Origin of the sequence: Bacteroides sp. AM07-18 (assembly GCF_003602695.1) — a bacterium.
Taxonomy (GTDB): Bacteria; Bacteroidota; Bacteroidia; order Bacteroidales; family Bacteroidaceae; genus Bacteroides; species Bacteroides uniformis.
Window position 1 is genome coordinate 80175 of record NZ_QTLM01000009.1, and the last position, 19660, is coordinate 99834.

The window sequence follows — 19660 nt, forward strand, 5'->3', positions numbered from 1 at the left end:
TGTGTCTTTTGATTTAGCGTTGCAAATATAGCCAAAAACTTTTTCCTGTCTTGCAAATGGCATAGATAATGATGGAAAAGAATATGATGGATGCACCCGAGGGGACATTCAAGTAGAAAGAAATCATCAGCCCGCCCAGGCAACTGAGGTAACCGATGCCGATGGAAAGCCAGATGATGCGGTGGAACCGGTGCGAGAACAAGTTGGCGGTCATCTGCGGAACGGTGAGCAGCGAAATGACCAGCACGATGCCCACCATGCGCAGGCATGCCACGATGGTCAGCGCAATGAACATCATCAGTACATATTCGAATACCTGCACCGGAATACCTTGCGAGCGGGCAAACTCCCGGTCGAAGGCTACGTAGATGATGGGATGGAGATACAGCGCGAAAAACAGTATCAGCAGCAGGGCAAGCCCTCCCAATAGAGCGATGTCGCTCCAGGTAATCGTGAGAATGTTGCCGAAGAGATAGGCGGACAAGTCGGGTGCGAATCCCGGCGAGAGGAAAGTGAACATGATGCCCAGTGCCATGCCCAATGTCCAGAATACGGCAATGGCGGAGTCTTCCCGCATGTCCTTCCGTTTGCTGAGCCACTCTACACCGAAAGCGGACAAGACTGCAAACAAGGCTGCCGACAGAATGGGGGAAATGCCGGTATACAATCCCAGGCCGATACCGCCAAAAGATGCATGCGTCAATCCGCCGCTGATGAACACTAGTCTCCGGGTAACGATGTACGTGCCTATCAGCCCGCAAGCAATGCTTGCCAGCAGACTGCCGATGAGGGCATGTTGGAAAAAAGTGTATTGCAGTAGCTCCATTTATTCAATTAAAAATTAAGAATTAAAAATTAAAAGTTGGATGTGGAGTGTTAGGAATGGGGGGTGAGACGGCGTTCGCCGATGATGAGGAACACTTCATCCTTGATGTTATCCGGCAAGGCTATGCCACGCAGTTGCAGGCTGCGCACCCATCCGGCTACGTCCGTGTCTTGCATGGTGTAGAACACGTCGCGGAACTCGTCTTCCTGCTCGGGAGTATAGGCATCGGGAGCGGTGCCGATGTATTTGTCCAGTTCTTCGTCATCGTAATATTCTATTTGCTTGCTGACGGCTGCCAGCAGGCTGTCACGTTCGCAGATTTCATGCTGTCCGCAGCACTCGGCATCCACTTCCTGCACTTCGGGCATGGCGTCCAGTTCGCCGCGGTCTATCTTCTTCTGCAGTTTCCGGTTGCGTATAATTCCGGCTGTGGCTGCCACGAGGGCAAGGACAATCAGGCTAATAATCAATATCCACATGGGCTTCCTTTTCTTGAAAAACATGTTCCATTAATAGAACGGACAAAGATACACATTGTTTTGTACACGACAAAATAATGAGTCAGATTGCAGGTAGGCAGATTACTTCCACCCGACGCAGGCATTACTTGCCTGGAACGCAGTATAAAACTACTTTGGATGCATCCTAATCTTAGAATGTATCCTTTATTCCTAAGAATAAAGGTTATATTCTTAAGAATAAAGGCTGTATTTCTAAGAATAAAAGCTTTATTCTAAGATTGCATTGCATCTTGGCAGACTTTAAATCCCGCCTTTTGCAAGTCTTCCCAGTAAGCAGGGTAAGATTTGGTAACGACCTGTGGTTCATTTATCCGTATTTGGGGCAGTACAAGGCAGGCGGGGGCAAATGCCATGGCCATACGGTGGTCTTCGTAGGTGGCGATGACGGGGTCAGCGTCTGCCGGGCAGCGTTCGCCATCCCACAACAAGATGCTGTCTTGCTCGGAGCGCACGACGTAACCCAGTTTACGCAGTTCCGTAATGAGGGCGGTGATACGGTCGGTCTCCTTTATTTTGAGGCTTTGCAGTCCAGTGAAGCGGAAAGGGATGTCCATCAGGCAGCAGGTGACGACAAAGGTCTGCGCCAGGTCCGGGATGTCCACCATGTCTTCGTCGAGACGGGTGGCGGGAGTACCCTTACGGATCAGTTTTACTCCCCGGTCTGTATATTCGGTATGGACGCCGAGGCGGGCAAAGACTTCCGCGCCGCGGCTGTCGCCTTGATAGCTGTGGGCGAAGAGACCGAGCAGTTCGATTTCTGCCGTATGCGCTTCTTCCTTCGTGCTGTCTTCACTTTCTTTCGCGCTACTTCTGTCTCCCCCTTTCATTTTTATTTTTTCATTTTTAATTCCTTCTATTGCCATCATCTGATACCAGTAAGAGGCGGCGCTCCAATCGCTTTCCACGGTGAAAGGAGTATCTGTGTATCCGCCGGGGCTGACGGTGATACAATCTTTGGAGGCCCAGTCGGTTTGGGCACCGAAGTCGCGCATCAGTTGCAGGGTCAGGTTGATGTAAGGGCGGGAGATGATGTCGCCCGTTAGGTGCAGGCGTAATCCTTGGGGGAGTACGGCGCCAATCATCAGCAGGGCGGATATATATTGGGAACTTACATTTCCGGCAAGGGATATTTCTTCGCCTTTCAATGCTGTGCCGGTGATGCGTAGTGGGGGGAAACCTTCGTTCCCGACGTATTCAATCTGAGCACCGAGTTCGCGCAAGGCGTCTACCAGTATGCGGATGGGGCGTTGCTGCATGCGTTGTGTACCGGTGATGATGCGGGTGCCCGGAGTTACGCTGAGGTAGGCGGTGAGGAAACGCATGGCGGTGCCGGCGGCAAGGATATCTATATGTCCGGGATTTCCGTCGAGGGCGCGAGTCATCACTATGGTGTCGTCACAATCGCTCAGATTGCGGGGCAGGATATTGCCGTGGGCAAGGGAGTGGAGGATGAGTGCCCGGTTACTGATACTTTTGGATGCCGGGAGCTGTATGGCTGCGTGCAGTGAGGCAGGAGCGGAAACGGTATATCGCATGGTCGTATTTGTTAAGTTACGGTGGTAAGGAGTTTTTTTATTGTCACTGCAAAAGTAGGATAAATCTTTGGGAAATGGAAAAAAGGAAACTTGTTTCTGTGGTTTCAATCTTTCGTTTATCTTTGCGGAGGTAAGTCCTGCTATCGGGACGGATAGATATAATTAAGCATCATTCTTATGGAAATAGATTTAACCACCCCCGCCTTGCTGTTTTCGGCCATATCGCTGATTATGCTGGCCTATACCAACCGTTTCTTGTCCTATGCCCAACTGGTGCGCACCTTGAAGGAACAGTACATGGAGAACCCGTCTTCGGTGAAGGCGGCGCAGATTGCCAACCTGAGGAAGCGGCTCTACCTGACGCGTGCCATGCAGGTGGCGGGCATCGGCAGCCTGCTGCTGTGCGTGGTCAGCATGTTCTTTGTCTATATCCGTCTCCATCTGCTTTCGGCCTATATCTTCGGTTTGGCGCTGATATTGCTGATTATTTCGCTGGCCATATCGGTGTACGAAATATATATATCGGTGAAGTCTTTGGAGATACATCTCAACGATATGCACGAGTAGAGGCTCTACGGGATGATGTTCCGTACGGGGAGTTCCAGTTCTCCCCAGTCAATCATGGCATTGAACAGCCTGACAGTAGAGAATGAAGGCAAGTCTTCCGGTCTGATATCTTTTTCCTGCAAGATTCCTTCTTCCAGCAAGGCTGCCCGTTTGGTCCCTTTCAGCAGGGGATGTGCCGGCGTGTACCAGTGGGTACCGTCGGAAAGGGCGATGTTGGCGATGGAGGTGTCTGTCAGCAGGCCTTGTTTCACAATCAGAATGTCGTCGCATGCGCCGCGCAGGGCAAAGAGGCAGTTCAGCGGTTCGCGTCCGGCGCTTTTGTAGGTGTAGTCGATGGTATCGGCCTGCATCAGTGCCAGCGAATGCACGTGCCGCACGGCGTAGGGGGAGTAGCTGAGGTCTTCAATACCTTTTTCACCATACACTACGCGTGCCTTGACGATGCCCGCCCCGGTGATGCCTGCTCCACAGCCGGGAGACGACAGATAATCGGACAGTTGCAGCGGTGTGCTTTCCGGCCAGAAGTGGGCGCGGGTATCGTTCAGCCTTCGGTTGTGGCGGGAAAGGTTGCAGACCCTTCCGTGGTCGATGCGTATGGTTTCAATAAATAGGCACATATATTTTCTGTATTACTTCGTTGTATTCGCTTTCCCACCGGCTTTTGGCGGTGATGCCGCCTCCTGCCTTGAAGTGGAGCTGGCCGTTTTCCTGCTCGATGAAGCGTATCATGACAGCGCTGTCCAGCTGTCCGTCGGCATAATGCCCCATGATGCCGGTGTAGAAGCCCCGGCGGTAGTCTTCGGCCTGGGCGATGATTTCTACGGTTTTGGGCTTGGGGGCGCCGGTGATGGAGCCGGCAGGAAGCAGGCGGAAGATGATGTCGCCCAGGTGTGCGGTGTAGTCTTCGGGCAGGGTGCCGCATATCTCGGAGCTGGTCTGGAGGATGGGGCCCTTATTGGTTTGCAGGCGGTCTATATAGCGGTAGGAGGTCACTTCGACGTGTTCCGAAACCATGCTGAGGTCGTTGCGTATCAGGTCGACGATGGTGGCGTGCTCGGCTGCCTCTTTGGTGTCCTGCATCAAGAGCTGTTCCGCATCGGGCAGGGTAGCGTCGATGGTGCCTTTCATGGGGAAGGACTTTATCTTGCCCTTCTCTATGCGGACAAAGATTTCGGGGGAGAAGCAGACGAACCGGTCTTTCAGCCACAGCTTGTACAAGGCTTCGGAGTGGAGGAATATTTCTTCCAGTGTCAGATTGGTGGTGACGGGTACCCGGCAAGTGAGGTTCGTCAGGTAGCTGTTGCCTGCCAGCAGGTTTTGCTTCACGAGGTCGAACGAATGTCTGTATGCGGCGGGGGAAGGGGGAGTGATGTCCCACTGGATAGGGCCGGCGCATCGGGCGGCTGTGCTTCTGGCAAGGGCTGTTGCAGCCGCCCCCGCGTTGCCTGCCTTCGGGAATTGGAAAAGGCAGGTGGCGGGGTCTATCCGGTCGAGGGGCTCGATGTGCGACTGCTCTTGCGCGTAGTCTACGATGAAGAGGAAGGGCACATTGGCTCCGGCCAGTGCGTTCATGCGGGCGATGGTTTCTGTCCGGCTGTACGTCTTCATGCGTCAATAGACTGCGGAGGCTATCACCTGGATTATCAGAATGAGGAACACCATGGCAATGGGATATACCGTGGCATAGGCCACGCTCGGTATGTTGCTGTCCGTCATGGAGTCGGCGGCGGCAAGGCCGGGCGTACTGGTCATGCCGCCGGTGATGGTGCCCAGCAGGTCGAGAATGTTTATCTTGAACACGAACAGGCCTACGCATACTGCCACCAGCATGGGCACCAGCGTGATGGCGGCGCCTACGCCGAACAAGAGCCAGCCGCTTTCCTGGAACGTGGCCATCAGATTCCGTCCTGCCGATGTCCCTACTTCGGCAAGGAAGAGCAGCAGTCCCAGCTGGCGCAGCAGTTGGTTGGCAGGGCCGGACATGGACCACAGAATGGGGCCGGTCTTTCCGATGGCGCTCAGGAACAAGGCGACCATCAGGATGCCTCCCGTCAGTCCCGGAGAGAACGACAGACTGTCCGAGAAGGAGATGTTGAGCTTGCCGAAGAGCACGCCCAGCACGATGCCCAGGGCGATGGGGAAGAAGTCGGTGTCGGACAGTTGCTTGGTGTCGTTGCCCAGCAGGCGTGCCACTCCCTTGATGCCGTCCTTCTCGCCCACCACCATCAGCTTGTCGCCGAATTTCAGGGCGAGGTCGGGCGAGGGGGAGAGGTCGATGCCGCTTCGGCGGATGCGGGTGACGGTGCAGCCGAAGTTCTTCATCAGGTTGAGGTCGCCCAGCTGCTTGTTTATCATATCCTTCTTGGTGAGCAGCAGGGATTCAATCTCCTGCATGTCTACGAGTGGCAGTTCGCCTTCTTCGCGTTCGCCCACGAGGACGGCGAGCTGGTTTAAGGCCTCTTCGCTACCCACGGCTTGTATGTAGTCTCCCTCGTGCAGGATGGTCTGGGCGGTGGGGATGGCTATCTGCTCGTTGTGCTTGTGGCGTGAGATGACGGCTCCGGTCATGGCGCGCGCATTGATTTGCATCAGGCTCCGGTCGAAGACGGCGGGGTTGGTTACGCGGAACAGACAGGTTGTCAGTTCCGGGAACTGGCTGCGGCGTTCCTTCTCCAACCGGCGCGCCTCCTTGTCGAGGTCGATGCGCATGATACGGGGCAGCAGCTTAACGAAGAGAATCACGCCGATAACGCCGAAAGGATAGGCAATACCGTAAGCGATGGATGCCAGTGGGGAATGGGTGCTGTCAATGGCAACGGCGAGTCCCGGCGTACTGGTCAGGGCACCGGCTATCAGTCCCACGACACTGGGAGTATCGATGTCGAAGGCATATTTCAGTCCTACTGCCGTCAGGGCGGCGGAGCAGATGATGAGCAGGGTGATGATGATAAGCGTCTTGCCCTTGCTCCGGAAGGAGTCGAAAAATCCGGGACCGGCCTGGATGCCGATGGTGAAGATGAAGAGCACCAGTCCGAAGTTTCCTAATTCTTTGGGGATGATGACACCGAAGTGTCCGAACAGCAGGGCAATGAAGATGACGGCGGAGACGTCGAGCGAAAGCCCTTTAATCTTGATTCTTCCCAACATGAAGCCTAAAGCCACAATGAGAAAGAGCGCGAAATAGGAGGAGTTTAACAAGTCAGCAAACATAATCAGTTAAAGAGTTAGGAATTTATGTCACAAAGATAGTGCAAAAAAGTGAGATAGAAAAAGTCTTGCTTCCTTGTGGCATATAAAAAAAGATGATGTGCCATCAACCGTTTTGACACATCATCTTAATATATATATCGGCCTATATGACCGGTATTCCTGCGTGGGGCAGGGCGGTACTTATTTTTCGAGTTCCTTCAGCAGTTCCTCTACGGCAGCTTTCAGCTGTGTGTCTTCTCCCTTCACGATGGTCTCGGGTGAATTGGCTACTTTGATGTCCGGCTCCAGCTGCGAGTTCTCCAGATAGCTGCCGTCCGGTAGGCGGTAGCCCACGACGGGGATGCCGAATACCAATGACGGGTCTTGCAGGCGCTCCCACGACACGCTGGTCATGGTTCCCGGCACGGGCATGCCTACCAGCTTGCCCAGTCCGCGGTGGCTGTAAACCCACGGCGTGCCGTGCGCATTGGAGTAGTTGGCCTCGCACATCACCATGATGGAGGGTTTGTTCCAGCGGCGGCTGGGCATGTCGCACGTCTCGCGACCGCGCACCACTTGGGTGAAGTATTTTTGTCCACTGAAAAGTATTTCTATATCCTCGTGCAAGCGTCCACCGCCATTGAAACGGGTGTCGATGACGATGCCTTCGCGGTTGTTGTATTTTCCCAGGATGTCCGAGTAGACGGAACGGAAACTGTCGTCTCCCATAGACTCGATGTGCACGTAACCCAATCGGCCACCCGACCATCGGTCAACGTCTGCCGCACGCTGTTTCACCCAGCGGCTGTAGAGTAAATCGCTGAACGCACCGTTCGTAATGGGGATAATGACCTCTTCCCAGTGCTCCTTGGTCTGCGGGTCGAAGAGAGAAACAAGTGTTTTCTTCCGTGCCTTGTTGTTGAGCAGCGTGTAATAGTCCGCATCGGGGGTGATTTCCACGCCGTCTATCTTTTCGATGACTGTGCCGGCTTTCACCCGGGTGTTGGCTGTGTCGAAGGGGCCTTTCTCCACTACTTCGGCAATGAGCATGCCCTTGCCCGTGTAGTTCCAGTCGAAGAACAGTCCCAGGCTGGCAGTAGGTTCGGATTGCCCTTTGGGATAGAAACGGCCGCCGGTGTGAGATACGTTCAGCTCGCCCAGCCATTCGCTCAGCAGTTCGGCAAAGTCATAATTGTTGTCGATATGGGGCAGGAAGCGGCGATAGGCGGCGGTCATCTTGTCCCAGTCCACTCCGTGCATATTGGTATTGTAGAATCGCTTCTGCTGTTGGCGGTACACGTGGTCGAACATGTATTCGCGCTCCGCAGCCAGGTCCATCTTGGCATCTACCTGGAAGGTGATGGGGGTCAGCGCGTCGGATGAAGTGTCCATTTTCTGCATCTTGTGGCTACCCAGCAGGAAGAGGCTCTTGCCGTCCTTGTCCAGCTGCATGTCCGCCCATCCGGCATCCATCTTGTGCAGCAGGCGGGTCTCTTTCTTGCGCAGATTCATCTTCCAGAGGTCGTAGCCGCCTTCGAAGGCTGCCAGGTAGTAGAGTGTCTCGCCATCCTTGGAGATGATGGTGCTGCCCATGTCGGAAGAATTCGGGGTGAGGCGCACCACACGGTCTTCGATGCCTTTCAGCTCTACGACGATGTCTTTCGGCTGGTCATCTTTTTCGTCAGCATTGCTGTCTTTCTTGTCGTCTTTCTTCTTTTTATCCTTGTTTTTGTCTTGGGGGGTGTCTTTTCCGGCAGACTTTTTCTGTTCCTTCTCCAGCTCCTTGCGCAGTTCGTAGTCTTCCTTGCTCAGGCAGTATTTGTCGTAGGCGTCTTGGTTGAGGAAGACGAGCATGGCGTCGTTCAGCGAGCCCCATGAGGCGTGGGCACGCATGCCGTAGCGTTCGGTGGTGAAGAGGATGGCGTTGCCGTCCAGCGCAAAGCGGGGATAGCCGCTCATGTAGCCGCTATTGGTGAGGTTGATGATGTCTTTGCCTCCCTCTGCGCTGACCAGGCCGATGTCGGAGTAGGGGTCGTGCTTGTTGCCGGTGAACTCAAGTGTAAACCACTTGCCGTCCGGTGACCATGCGTAGTCAAATCCTCCGCCGGTGCTGTACCAGGTGGAGCCGTCCGTAATCTGGCGCACCTTCTTCGTCTCCAGATTGAGCACCATCAGCCGGATGCGGTCTTCGATAAAGGCGAGTTCCTTGCCGTCGGGCGAGAATTGCGGATAGGCACGTTCCACGGTGGTGGAGGGCAGCAGCACTTCTTCTTCAATCAGCGTGGCGTTCGGGAAGTTAGGGTCTTCCTTGCGGGCTATCTTGGCAAGGTAGAGCTGCCAGTTGCCGCCTCGCTCGCTGGCGTAGGCCAGGGTGCGGTTGTCCGTCGCAAAGGAGAGGCCCGCTTCGCGTGCCGGTGTGTGCGTCACCTGCTTGGTAGTGGCATAGTCTGCCGAAGTGACAAAGACTTCTCCGCGCAGCGTGAAGGCAATCTGTTTTCCGTCCGGGGACACAACGGCAGAGGTGGCTCCGTCGGAAGACTGCAGGTTGGCGAATTGCGGCCGGTCATCGCGCACCAGTTCTATGGCGACTTTCTTCGGGGTGGCATCCGGCTGCTGGGTATAGATTTCGCCGTCGTAACTGTAGCACAACGTCCCGCCGTCACTCATGGAGAGGAAGCGCACGGGATGTGTCTTGAAGCTGGTGATGGGCTTCACCTCTCGGGGCTGTGCCAGCGGGAAGGCATACACGTTGAATGAGCCGCCGTTTCTCTCACTCAGAAAGTAAACCGTTCTTCCATCGGGTGACAACACCGGGTTGCGGTCTTCGCCCGCGCGGTCGGTGAGGTTGGTATGGGTACCCGTCTTTGCATCATACAGCCAGATGTCGCGGGTGATGGAGGAGATGTGATGCTTTCTCCATTCATCTTCAAATCCCTTGCGGTCTTGGTAGAGGAACTGATGGCCCGCCTTGTCGAAGCAGACCGCTTCGGCAGGGGTGCCCAGCACTTGCTCCGTACGCCCTCCCGTTGCAGGTACTTTGTAAAGCTCGGTCATGGCCGAAGTGGGGAAAAGAGCGCTGCTTGCCGGGTCCTGGATGGATGCGGAAAACAAGATATACTTTCCGTCCGGAGTGAATGTGGAGGGTATCTCACCGGTGGAGTGGGTAGTGAGCCGTTGGGCGGTTCCGCCGTCTGCCGGCATCACGAATACGTCGAAGTTGCCGTATCTGTCGCTGGCAAAGGCTATTTGTTTGCCGTCCGGCGACCATATGGGGGTACATTCGTAGCTCTCTTGGGTAGTAAGCTGTGTGGCGGTTCCACCTTTGGCCGGCACCTTGTAGATGTCTCCTTTGTAGCAGAATGCGATTTCCGTACCGTCGGGAGAGATTTGCACATCGCGCATCCAGAGCGGCGTGGCGGCATGTCCGGCAATGGCAGTAAGGCCTAGTGCAAGGATTGCAAGGGTTTTCTTCATAAGTGTGTGGGTTGATGTTAATATAGAATGTTTATAAACGTCATGATGCTGTCCACAAGGCAAGGAGCGAGGTACGTCATTTCATACCTCGTGCCTTGTATATCTGTTCTTTGGCATTGTTGATGCTTTGGAACTTCTCTTCTGCGGCTTTCTTGATGTCTTCGCCCAGTGTTGCCACCCGGTCGGGATGGTGTTTCAAGGCTAGGCGGCGGTAAGCGGCACGCACTTCGTCATTGGTGGCAGTGGGTTCAAGTTCAAGTACTTTGTAGGCCTCGTTCAGTGAGCTACCGCCCAGGTTGAGCATGGATTCCACTTCCTTGACGGATAGTCCCATGTACATGGCCACTTCTTTCAAGGCTTCTATCTCTTCGTTGCAGACGTGTCCGTCGCTTTTGGCAATTTCTACCAAGAATACCAGCAGTTGCAAGCGTTCCTCGTATGTCAGGTTGGCGGCAATCTGCGTTCCGCAGTCACGGATGGTGTTTTTAAATGCCAGTGGGTTTTGTCTGTCCATCTGCTTGCGCTGTTCGAAGAGGTTGAGTAATATCCGTTCTCCCTCGCCCACGGCAGCCTCACCGAATGTGCTTCTCAGAAAGCGGCGGACGAATTCCATTTCACTATGCATGATGCGCCCGTCTGCACGGATAATGTACGAAGCCATCACGAGCATGGAGAAGAGGAAACTGTTCCGTTGCCCGGTATAGGTAGTGCCGTGCGTTGGTTCTTCTCCATAATAACTGCCTGCGTCACTTGAATCGGTGTCGAACAGTGAACCGAATACAAAACCTGCCAAGGCTCCCAGCGGTCCTCCGGCCATGAAGCCGATGATGCCGCCTATCCATTTAGCTGCTCCCATAATTTTTCTTGTTTAAAGTGCAAAAATAGAGATTTCTTACGAGAATTCCAGTAATTTGATGAGCTATTCCCGCTGAAGCGAATAGGCACCGTCTTCTTTTTGTACATATTCAGCATATTTATGGCAGCAAGTCTGTCATTAAAAAATACTATAAAAATTAAGGAGTTAAGTCTTAGACTTAACTCCTTAATGCTCAACAGTCGGGATGACAAGATTCGAACTTGCGACCACACGCCCCCCAGACGCGTACTCTACCGGGCTGAGCTACATCCCGAATTGCGGGTGCAAATGTACGGCTTTATTTTAAAATAGCAAATATTTATAGTGCTTTTTTTATTGAATGAACCTATATTTTGCAGTTTCAAGGCTTTCGGTCAACGTGTCCTGCTCTCTTTTTACTTGTATGCCTGCTTCGCAAGGCAATGGCTTTGAGCGGGCAGGCATACTTTGAATGAAGTTATTGCAGGTTTAGGCTGTTTCTTACGGAAGTGATAGCCGGACTTTCGGGCGTTACGGATTTCCGGGTACAATAATCGAATTCCGCAGATTTTTCGCCGCTAAATGATTTCCACTTCAGTTTCAATTTAACGGTCTTGCCTTCTGTATCAGGCAGGGCATCCAACTTGAAAGCAACCAGTCCGTCCGCATACCTGCCGTAAATGTCGCCCTTGGCATTGTGGCGGAATTCTACTTCATACGGGTTTTCCGGATTCTCGCTCAGCAGCAGATTGACAAAGTGCTTTGTTTGATAGTCTCCTTGCTGAGTTCTAAAGCGAAGGGTCAGATAACCGTCTTCTGCGATGGTTACCCAATCGTTCACTATTTCCACCGGGTCGGTGCCGTATACGGTATCGTTCTCTTCACCCAAATCCGGGGCGATGGGTTTGGTAAGGATACTGTCTATCCAGTTTATATGTACAGCTTGGGTGTAGATATCGCTGGGCTCGTCCACTTCCTTGTAGTTTACCAAAGCGCGGACTTCCTTCTCGCCGTAGGGAGATTTTGTCATGTTGGTAGGCAGCAGAGTGGTCTTGTCATCCAATTGCAGAAAGACTGTCTGGTCTGCATCGGTCTTTACCGTTACCAGGGCATTGGGGAATCTCATGGCATAATTATCATCGTCGTCCAGGCACGATTGGAGGCTTAAGGAGCTGATGGTTGCAATAGCGATTAAAATTTTCTTGTTAAAGATTGACTTCATTTTCATAGTGTACTCTTTTAAATTAAACATTTGGAATAGGTCTTGCTTTTATAGAAATAGCATATTTGCGAAAACCCTGCATGCAGCATTGTTAATTAATGATAAGAGCCGGAGTAAGCTGGTGCGGAATATTATTCCCCGATACATGAAAGATATTTGTATATCAGGTGGAATATGATTACCTTTGCTGTATGAGATGCACATCTCGCGTGTGTTGAGATGTATGTCTCGAACTGCATGAGATGTGCATCTCGCGTGTGTTGAGATGTATGTCTCGAACTGCATGAGATGTGCATCTCGTGCATGTTGGGGAATAGCTGTCCGGCCGTATGGAAACTGGCTTTCTGTTTAGGGGAAGTAACCTTCGGGTGGGGTGTCAGCAGTCTGGTTGCAGTAAGAAACATTATGTTCATTGTGAAAAGAGTATGAGTATAGTCTATTTGGTTCGAAAGAAGGTTTTCCGCACGGCAGAAGGGGTGAAGCAACTCTATTATGCTGTGCAGCGTGTGTTACAGCGGCGTGGAGGTGTGACGGCAGAGCTGCTGGCGCAGCGTATGGCATCCAGAAAAGGGATGAGTTCGGGAGACGTGCAGAGTGTATTGATAGATTTGCCGAAGTTTATAGAGGAAGCGCTGATGGAGGGAGAGTCGGTGACCATTAAGGGGCTGGGTTCCTTCCATGTGGCGGTGACGAGTGACGGGTTTGAGCATCCCGACGATGTGATGCCGGGCAAGGTACGCTTATCCCGTGTCTATTTTCGTCCGGATAAGTCGCTGGTGGCGAGGCTGAACAGCGGGATGGATTTCTACCGTTATCCGCTTAGCCGATATTTCCCTCACGATATGTTGCGACCGGAAACGCTGCGAAAGGAGCGGGCCGAGGGAAAGACGGGAATTCCGGATGAAGACCCAGTTGGGATGGAAAATGATACGGAGGACTTTTCGGGGGAGGAGTGAGCGATGAATGTGGAAGAATTCAGAGAATACTGTCTCTCCTTGCCGGGAGTGCTATGCTCCCATGCACTCCCTATAAAAGTCGAACATTTCGAAGATAGTCTCCTTGTCTGCCGTCTGGTTGAGACAGATGTCACCCACTTCTTTCAATAGGGTGAAGTTGATGACTCCGGCGGTATTCTTCTTGTCATGCTTCATCAGTTCGTACAGCTGGTCGTACTGTTTGCAGTTGAAGGTGAAGCTGCCATAATTCTCTTTGACGAATTGGATGGTCTGGCGCATCTTGTCCTTCGGGAATCCGGTCTTTATATAAGAAAGGTAGAGTTCGCAGACCAGCCCCCATGCCACTGCATAGCCGTGCAGCACCGGACGCCTTTCGGCAAGGGCGAGGCTTTCGAAGGCGTGTCCCACGGTGTGCCCCAGGTTCAAGGCTTTGCGGATGCCATGTTCCAGTGGGTCCTCTTCTACGATGCGTTCCTTTACCTGCACGGAACGTCCTACCATGGACTTCAGCAAGGCATAATCTATCTTCTCCGTATCGAAGGCCAGCAGTTCCGCCAGATGTTCCGGGGTACTGATGAGGCCGTGCTTCAGCATCTCCGCATAGCCGGAGAAGAAGTTATGGGCATCGAGGCTGCGCAGGAACTCGGTTTCCAGCAGCACGCAGGCGGCAGGAGCAAAGACGCCGATTTCATTCTTCAGACCGTTGAAGTTGATGCCCGTCTTGCCTCCCACGGAAGCGTCGACCATGGCGAGCAGCGTAGTGGGAACGTTGATGTAGGCGATGCCCCGCTTGAAGGTGGAAGCGGCAAAACCGCCAAGGTCGGTCACCATGCCACCGCCCAGATTGATGAGCAGGGAGTGGCGGCTGGCCCCTTTCTCACTCAGGGCTTGCCATACGGCAGCCAGCGTTTCCATATTCTTGTGCACATCTTCTGCCCCGATAATAATCTCTTCCGCTTCTTCCAGGGCGGGGATACCGTCCAGATGCGGGCGGCAGAGGCGGTGGGTATGCTCGTCGGTAAGGATGAAAAGCTTGTCATGGGGACACTTCGCTATGGCATGCGTCAGGCTGTTTGCCAGTCCTTCGCAAAGGATTACTTCTTGTTTACTCATCTTGTTAATTACAAATTACGAATTACCAATTACTGATGTTACGGATTATGAAGGAAAGGGAGCCTTCTTCATTATATTGTGGCACAAAGATAGCTCTTTTGGCAATAAAACGTTATCTTTGTCCCGCGAAATTCTATGGGTGGCAAGGTGTTTCCGTCATCTGCCTCCCGCTATTTGTAATTAGTAATTTGTAATTGATTGATAGAAATGAGAGCATTACTTCCCGTTTATTGCCGTCCGTTGGGTTATTTCATCATAGCTCTGGCGTTGTTCCTTCCTTTCATATTCCTATTGTGGGGAAAAGTGACAGATGCCAACTTGCTGTTTTACAAGGAATGCTCCAAACTCCTGATGATGATGGGGGCACTGATGATAATCTTTGCCTTGACGAAGAACGAGAATAAGGAGATAGAGCAGGTGCGCAACAAGTCCACGCGCAATGCCATCTTTCTGACCGTTCTTTTTATCTTCGGCGGTATGCTCTACCGGGTGGCGCAGGGTGACCTCCTTTCGGTCGATTCTTCTTCTTTTCTCATATTTCTTATATTGAATGTGCTTTGCTTGGAATTTGGTATAAAGAAAGCGACAGTTGATAGATTATTTAAGCGGAATAGTCGATAAATAAAGCAAATCGTCATGTGGGGCATTAAACCTTTTGCCCGGAAGTCTGTCAAATGAAACAGTGAATAAAAGGCATTGTTCATTTAGAATAGACAAAGAATAGACACATGAAGAAAATTATCACGGGGATGGCGTTGCTGTTGGTAACAACGCTGTCTGCATTTTCACAGACCAAAAACATTACGGTATCGGGCCGTGTCGTGGAGGACACCAAGGAGCCTGCGATACAAGCTACCGTGCAGTTGCTTTTGTTGCCAGACAGTGTTCAGGCATCGGGTACGGCCACTACGGCACAAGGTTATTTCACTCTTCCCAAAGTCAGTGCGGGTAAATACGTGCTGAAGGTTTCCTACATCGGATTCAAGAGCCAGTACATCCCTTTACACCTTTATGCTACGACAACTGCCAAGAACGTGGGTACACTGACATTGGAAACGGATGCGGTGATGCTGGCCGAGGCTGTGGTTACGGCAGAAGCGCCGCAAGTGCAGGTGGTGGAAGATACACTGGTATATACTTCATCTGCCTATCGTACCCCCGAGGGAGCCATGCTCGAGGAGTTGGTGAAGAAGCTGCCCGGTGCGGAGATTGACGACGAGGGTAATGTGAAAATCAACGGTAAGGACTTGTCGAAGATTATGGTCGACGGCAAGGAGTTCTTCGGTGGAGACGTAAAGACCGGTTTGAAGAACCTGCCGGTAGATATGATAGAGAAGCTGAAAACCTACGATAAGAAGTCCGATTTGGCACGTATCACCGGTATTGACGACGGTGAGGAGGAGACGGTGCTCGACCTGACCGTAAAGAAAGGCATGAACCAGGGTTGGTTCGGTAATGCCGACGTGGCCGGAGGGACGGAAGACCGCTATATGGGCCGCTTTATGCTGAACCGCTTCGTGGACAAAACCCAGGTGTCGGTAGTGGGTTCTGCCAATAACGTGAACGACCAGGGCTTTTCGGGTGGTGGCGGTCCTCCGCGCTGGCGCAGGAACAACGGACTTACTGCAACGAAAATGCTGGGTGTGAACTTCGCTACCCAAACCGATAAGCTGGAACTGGGCGGTAGTGCACGCTACAACTATCAGGATGGGGATATTGCAAGTATCGGTTCTACCGAGGACTTTCTGCCGGACGGCAACTCTTACTCCAACTCGAACAGCAGGCAACGTAACAAAGCCAAGAATTTCAATGCCGATTTCCGTATGGAGTGGAAGCCGGACTCGATGACGAATATCATTTTCCGTCCCAACTTCTCGTACGGCAAAACGGACAATCTCTCCAATTCTGAGAGCGGTACGTTCAATTCCGACCCTTACAGTCTGGTGAGTGACCCCAATAACTGGCTGAATCTGGAGAAGATTCTTAATCCGGACGATGACCCGTTGAGGAGTATCCGTATAAATGCTATCAACAGCGGTTCGCTGAACGACAACAAGAGTGTGTCTACGGATGCAACCTTGCAGTTGAACAGAAAGCTGAATGACAAAGGACGCAATGTCACGTTCCGTGGAAGATTCGGTTATACCAATAATGACAACAACCAGTATACGGAGTCGGAAACACATTACTTCCAGTTACTGAATGCTTTGGGAGGAGACTCCATCTTGGTTCGTAACCAGTACATCACTACTCCTACCAAGAACTACAATTACAGTGCACAGCTGACTTACAGCGAACCGATAGCCCGCGCCACTTTCTTGCAATTCAGCTATCAGTTCCAGTACAAGTATAGCGAGAGCGACAAGACGACGTATGATTTGCAGGGTTTTCCGGATTGGGGATTGTCAACCCAGCTTCCCACGGGATATGAAGAGCATGCGGTGGATAGTCTGGGTAAGTATGCGGAATACCGCTACTACAACCACGATGCATCCGTGTCTTTGCGCTTTATCCGCGAGAAGTATCAGTTGAGCGCAGGTATGTCGTTCCAGCCGCAGCATTCTGTATTGTCCTATAAGCGCGGCGACTATATGATTGATACCACCCGCAATGTGTTCAACTTCGCTCCGAACCTGGACTTGCGCATCCGTTTCTCCAAGGTGAGCCAGTTGCGTATGACATATCGCGGGCGTAGCAGCCAACCGAGTATGGAGAATCTGTTGCCGATTGTGGACAACTCCAATCCGCAGAATGTACGTATCGGTAATCCGGGCTTGAAGCCTTCCTTCACGCACAACATGCGATTCTTCTATAATACGTATAATGCCGAAAAGCAGCGCGGTATTATGTCACACGTCAACTTCTCGGCAACGCAGAATAGCATCAGCAATAGCCGTGTGTACAATTCGGAGACTGGTGGATGGACTACAACTCCGAAAAATATCAACGGTAATTGGAATGCGTTCGGCATGTTTGGCTTCAATACGGCACTGCCCAATAAGAAGTATACCATCAACTCCTTCTCCAATGCCAACTATCAGAACAATGTGGCTTATCTGACGTCCGGTAAGGGAGCAGATGCCGTGGAACGGAAGAATACAACCACCAACCTGACGCTGGGCGAACGTCTGAATGCCGCCTATCGTAATGACTGGTTTGAATTCGGCTTGAACGGAAGCATCTCCTATTCAATAGAGAAGGATAAACTGACGCCTGACAATAATCAGGAGCCCTATACCTTCTCCTACGGTGCCAATACGCAGATTTCCATGCCGTGGAACATGACGCTCTCTACCAACATTGCCAACCAGAGCCGTCGAGGATATACGGACAGCAGTATGAACCGTAACGAGCTTATCTGGAATGCACAGTTGTCGCAGACTTTCCTGAAAGGGAATGCCACCGTCAGCTTCGAGATGTACGACATTCTGAAGAAGCAGAGTAACATCAGCCGTTCGCTGACTGCAAGCGGCCGCTCGGTGTACGAATATAACGGCGTGAACAGCTATTGCATGCTTCACTTCATCTATCGTCTGAATATTTTCGGCAGCAAGGCCGCCCGCGATAAGATGCAGGGCAGACGCGGCTTCGGCGGTCCGGGCTTCGGTCCGGGGCATGGTCCTGGCGGTTTCGGAGGACGCAGGCCGTTCTAAAGCGGAGGGGATCACCCCCCTAATCAGCTTGTCATTCTGATACACTCTCAATTCTGTGGCAGGTTTCTTTTTGATTATTTTTCAGACGCGGATGACGCAGATAAGAATATTAAAAATCTGCGTCATCTGCGTCATCCGCGTCAAAGCGATAGCAAGTATAAGTTTTCAGACAAGTTGGGGGAAGAGGGACTTTTATGTTAATCTCTGTAATCTTCGGTGAAAGTTTCTGTGTTTTTCCTACATTTGTTTCACACTTAATTGTCTGTGAACATGCTTGATTGGAACTTCATTGCCAGCCAGATTGCTACGATAGCCTTCGACATTGTTTATTTCGGTGCCATCATCGGAACGATTGTCGTCATTATCCTCGACAACCGCAATCCGGTGAAAACCATGGCATGGATACTGATACTGATGTTCCTTCCCATCGTGGGGCTGGTGTTTTACTTCTTCTTCGGGCGTAGTCAGCGCCGTGTGCGCATGATAGGGAAGAAGAGTTACAGCCGCTTGTTGAAGAAACCTATGGCGGAATATCTGGCGCAGGACTCATGTGCGCTTCCCATCAATTACAGTCGTCTCATATCCTTGTTCCGTAATACCAACCAGGCTTTCCCCTTCGATGGAAACCGGGTGGAAGCCTATACCCTGGGGCTCTCCATGCTGCAATCCCTGCTGCGCGAACTGGGGAAAGCAACGAAGCATATCCACATGGAATTCTATATCTTTGAGGACGATGCCATTGGGCGCTTGGTACGTGATGTCCTGATGGAAAAGGCGCGTGCCGGGGTAGAGGTACGTGTGATTTATGATGATGTGGGTTGCTGGCATGTTCCCAACCGTTTTTTTGAAGAGATGCGCGAGGCCGGTATCGAGGTACGCAGCTTTCTGAAGGTACGTTTTCCGCTTTTCACCAGTAAGGTGAACTATCGTAATCATCGGAAAATAGTTGTCATTGACGGGCGCATCGGCTTTGTGGGGGGTATGAATCTTGCCGAACGCTATATGCGCGGATTCTCATGGGGCATCTGGCGGGACACACATCTGCTGTTGGAGGGCAAGGCTGTTCACGGATTGCAGACCGCCTTCCTACTCGATTGGTACTTTGTGGACCGTACACTGATTACGTCTACCCGCTATTTCTCGAAAATAGAAAACTGCGGTACTTCCTTGGCGCAGATTGTAACGAGTGAGCCCGTAGGCCCATGGAAAGACATTATGCAGGGACTTGTCATATCCATTTCCAGCGCAAAGAAATATTTCTATATCCAGACTCCCTACTTCCTGCCCACCGAAGCCGTACTTGTTGCTATGCAGACAGCCGCCTTGTCAGGTGTCGATGTGCGTCTGATGTTGCCCATGCGTGCTGATAACCGCTTGACGCATCTGGGTTCCTGCTCTTATCTGACAGATGTGCTCTATTCGGGAGTCAAGGTCTATTTCTATAAGAAAGGCTTCCTGCACTCCAAACTGATGGTTTCGGATGATGAGTTGTCCACGGTAGGCTCTACGAATGTGGATTTCCGCAGTTTTGAACATAACTTTGAGGTGAATGCCTTCATCTATGACACAGAAACAGCGCTTCAGATGCGCGAAATCTTCCTTCAAGACCAGCGCGACTGCGTACAAGTATTCTTGAAGAACTGGGTGAAGCGCCCCTGGTATCGTAAGGCCGCAGAGAGTGTGGTGCGGCTGATGGCGCCGCTGTTATAATGAAGAATGATGAATGAAGAATTTCTTGAAGTGTATTCATATCGTACCATTCTTCATTC

15 protein-coding genes and 1 tRNA gene are annotated in these 19660 nt (G+C 51.9%); 5 read left to right on the forward strand and 11 right to left on the reverse strand.

Going from position 1 to position 19660, the window contains the following annotated elements:
* Positions 1 to 13: 13 nt before the first annotated feature.
* The 3 genes from DW096_RS12235 to DW096_RS12245 all read right to left on the reverse strand — a co-directional run bounded on the left by DW096_RS12235 (position 14) and on the right by DW096_RS12245 (position 2882).
* Positions 14 to 826, reverse strand: a complete 813-nt coding sequence (locus DW096_RS12235) for a metal ABC transporter permease (RefSeq protein ID WP_016274158.1) — start codon at positions 824 to 826, stop codon at positions 14 to 16.
* 50 nt (positions 827 to 876) lie between these two features.
* On the reverse strand, positions 877 to 1305 hold the full coding sequence (locus DW096_RS12240) for a phospholipase (RefSeq protein WP_117588708.1): 429 nt from the start codon (positions 1303 to 1305) through the stop codon (positions 877 to 879).
* 254 nt (positions 1306 to 1559) lie between these two features.
* The gene (locus DW096_RS12245) at positions 1560 to 2882 is read right to left on the reverse strand and encodes a 3-phosphoshikimate 1-carboxyvinyltransferase (protein WP_117958601.1); all 1323 of its coding nucleotides are present in this window, start codon (positions 2880 to 2882) and stop codon (positions 1560 to 1562) included.
* A 177-nt stretch (positions 2883 to 3059) separates the two neighbouring features.
* Here DW096_RS12245 and DW096_RS12250 point away from each other — a divergent pair, with 177 nt between their 5' ends.
* Positions 3060 to 3449: a DUF2721 domain-containing protein gene (locus tag DW096_RS12250; RefSeq protein ID WP_005824170.1), complete on the forward strand. Its 390-nt coding sequence runs from the start codon at positions 3060 to 3062 to the stop codon at positions 3447 to 3449.
* Between the two features lie 5 nt (positions 3450 to 3454).
* On the opposite strand, the gene DW096_RS12255 is transcribed toward DW096_RS12250, so the two are convergent.
* The 7 genes from DW096_RS12255 to DW096_RS12285 form a co-directional block, all read right to left on the reverse strand.
* Positions 3455 to 4066, reverse strand: a complete 612-nt coding sequence (locus DW096_RS12255; RefSeq protein ID WP_005824168.1) for an aminotransferase class IV family protein — start codon at positions 4064 to 4066, stop codon at positions 3455 to 3457.
* Positions 4050 to 5057: an aminodeoxychorismate synthase component I gene (locus DW096_RS12260; RefSeq protein ID WP_117588678.1), complete on the reverse strand. Its 1008-nt coding sequence runs from the start codon at positions 5055 to 5057 to the stop codon at positions 4050 to 4052. Before DW096_RS12260 ends, DW096_RS12255 begins: the two co-directional genes overlap by 17 nt.
* Before the next feature lie 3 nt (positions 5058 to 5060).
* Entirely contained in the window at positions 5061 to 6659 is a 1599-nt protein-coding gene (locus tag DW096_RS12265) for an aspartate:alanine exchanger family transporter (protein ID WP_005824164.1), read from the reverse strand.
* Positions 6660 to 6839: 180 nt separating this feature from the next.
* Positions 6840 to 10112: a S41 family peptidase gene (locus tag DW096_RS12270; protein ID WP_120028770.1), complete on the reverse strand. Its 3273-nt coding sequence runs from the start codon at positions 10110 to 10112 to the stop codon at positions 6840 to 6842.
* A gap of 76 nt (positions 10113 to 10188) precedes the next feature.
* Positions 10189 to 10968, reverse strand: coding sequence for a DnaJ domain-containing protein (locus DW096_RS12275; RefSeq protein WP_009037189.1), 780 nt, complete (start codon positions 10966 to 10968; stop codon positions 10189 to 10191).
* A 200-nt stretch (positions 10969 to 11168) separates the two neighbouring features.
* A tRNA-Pro gene (locus tag DW096_RS12280) sits at positions 11169 to 11242 on the reverse strand.
* A 183-nt stretch (positions 11243 to 11425) separates the two neighbouring features.
* Positions 11426 to 12175, reverse strand: a complete 750-nt coding sequence (locus DW096_RS12285) for a NigD-like protein (RefSeq protein WP_008665687.1) — start codon at positions 12173 to 12175, stop codon at positions 11426 to 11428.
* A gap of 419 nt (positions 12176 to 12594) precedes the next feature.
* Here DW096_RS12285 and DW096_RS12295 point away from each other — a divergent pair, with 419 nt between their 5' ends.
* Positions 12595 to 13125 carry an HU family DNA-binding protein gene (locus tag DW096_RS12295; RefSeq protein WP_008665685.1) on the forward strand — a complete coding sequence of 177 codons (531 nt, stop codon included), beginning with the start codon at positions 12595 to 12597 and terminating at the stop codon, positions 13123 to 13125.
* A 51-nt stretch (positions 13126 to 13176) separates the two neighbouring features.
* Here the strand turns inward: DW096_RS12295 and aroB are convergent, their stop codons facing one another.
* Positions 13177 to 14238 carry a 3-dehydroquinate synthase gene (aroB, locus tag DW096_RS12300; protein ID WP_005835147.1) on the reverse strand — a complete coding sequence of 354 codons (1062 nt, stop codon included), beginning with the start codon at positions 14236 to 14238 and terminating at the stop codon, positions 13177 to 13179.
* 207 nt (positions 14239 to 14445) lie between these two features.
* Between aroB and DW096_RS12305 the strand changes: the two genes are divergently transcribed.
* The 3 genes from DW096_RS12305 (at position 14446) to cls (ending at position 19601) form a co-directional block, all read left to right on the forward strand.
* A complete protein-coding gene (locus DW096_RS12305) occupies positions 14446 to 14859 on the forward strand; it encodes a hypothetical protein (RefSeq protein WP_005824079.1) in 414 nt (137 codons plus the stop codon).
* A 107-nt stretch (positions 14860 to 14966) separates the two neighbouring features.
* Entirely contained in the window at positions 14967 to 17891 is a 2925-nt protein-coding gene (locus DW096_RS12310) for a TonB-dependent receptor (RefSeq protein ID WP_034523096.1), read from the forward strand.
* Positions 17892 to 18161: 270 nt separating this feature from the next.
* Positions 18162 to 19601, forward strand: coding sequence for a cardiolipin synthase (gene cls, locus DW096_RS12315; RefSeq protein WP_120028776.1), 1440 nt, complete (start codon positions 18162 to 18164; stop codon positions 19599 to 19601).
* Positions 19602 to 19660 lie beyond the last annotated feature (59 nt).

Bases quoted from the DNA above. Each gene is read 5' to 3' on its own strand.
- DW096_RS12235 (WP_016274158.1), bottom strand. From the start codon at position 826: ATGGAGCTACTGCAATACACTTTTTTCCAACATGCCCTCATCGGCAGT.
- DW096_RS12240 (WP_117588708.1), bottom strand. From the start codon at position 1,305: ATGTGGATATTGATTATTAGCCTGATTGTCCTTGCCCTCGTGGCAGCC.
- DW096_RS12245 (WP_117958601.1), bottom strand. From the start codon at position 2,882: ATGCGATATACCGTTTCCGCTCCTGCCTCACTGCACGCAGCCATACAG.
- DW096_RS12250 (WP_005824170.1), top strand. From the start codon at position 3,060: ATGGAAATAGATTTAACCACCCCCGCCTTGCTGTTTTCGGCCATATCG.
- DW096_RS12255 (WP_005824168.1), bottom strand. From the start codon at position 4,066: ATGTGCCTATTTATTGAAACCATACGCATCGACCACGGAAGGGTCTGC.
- DW096_RS12260 (WP_117588678.1), bottom strand. From the start codon at position 5,057: ATGAAGACGTACAGCCGGACAGAAACCATCGCCCGCATGAACGCACTG.
- DW096_RS12265 (WP_005824164.1), bottom strand. From the start codon at position 6,659: ATGTTTGCTGACTTGTTAAACTCCTCCTATTTCGCGCTCTTTCTCATT.
- DW096_RS12270 (WP_120028770.1), bottom strand. From the start codon at position 10,112: ATGAAGAAAACCCTTGCAATCCTTGCACTAGGCCTTACTGCCATTGCC.
- DW096_RS12275 (WP_009037189.1), bottom strand. From the start codon at position 10,968: ATGGGAGCAGCTAAATGGATAGGCGGCATCATCGGCTTCATGGCCGGA.
- DW096_RS12285 (WP_008665687.1), bottom strand. From the start codon at position 12,175: ATGAAAATGAAGTCAATCTTTAACAAGAAAATTTTAATCGCTATTGCA.
- DW096_RS12295 (WP_008665685.1), top strand. From the start codon at position 12,595: ATGAGTATAGTCTATTTGGTTCGAAAGAAGGTTTTCCGCACGGCAGAA.
- aroB (WP_005835147.1), bottom strand. From the start codon at position 14,238: ATGAGTAAACAAGAAGTAATCCTTTGCGAAGGACTGGCAAACAGCCTG.
- DW096_RS12305 (WP_005824079.1), top strand. From the start codon at position 14,446: ATGAGAGCATTACTTCCCGTTTATTGCCGTCCGTTGGGTTATTTCATC.
- DW096_RS12310 (WP_034523096.1), top strand. From the start codon at position 14,967: ATGAAGAAAATTATCACGGGGATGGCGTTGCTGTTGGTAACAACGCTG.
- cls (WP_120028776.1), top strand. From the start codon at position 18,162: ATGCTTGATTGGAACTTCATTGCCAGCCAGATTGCTACGATAGCCTTC.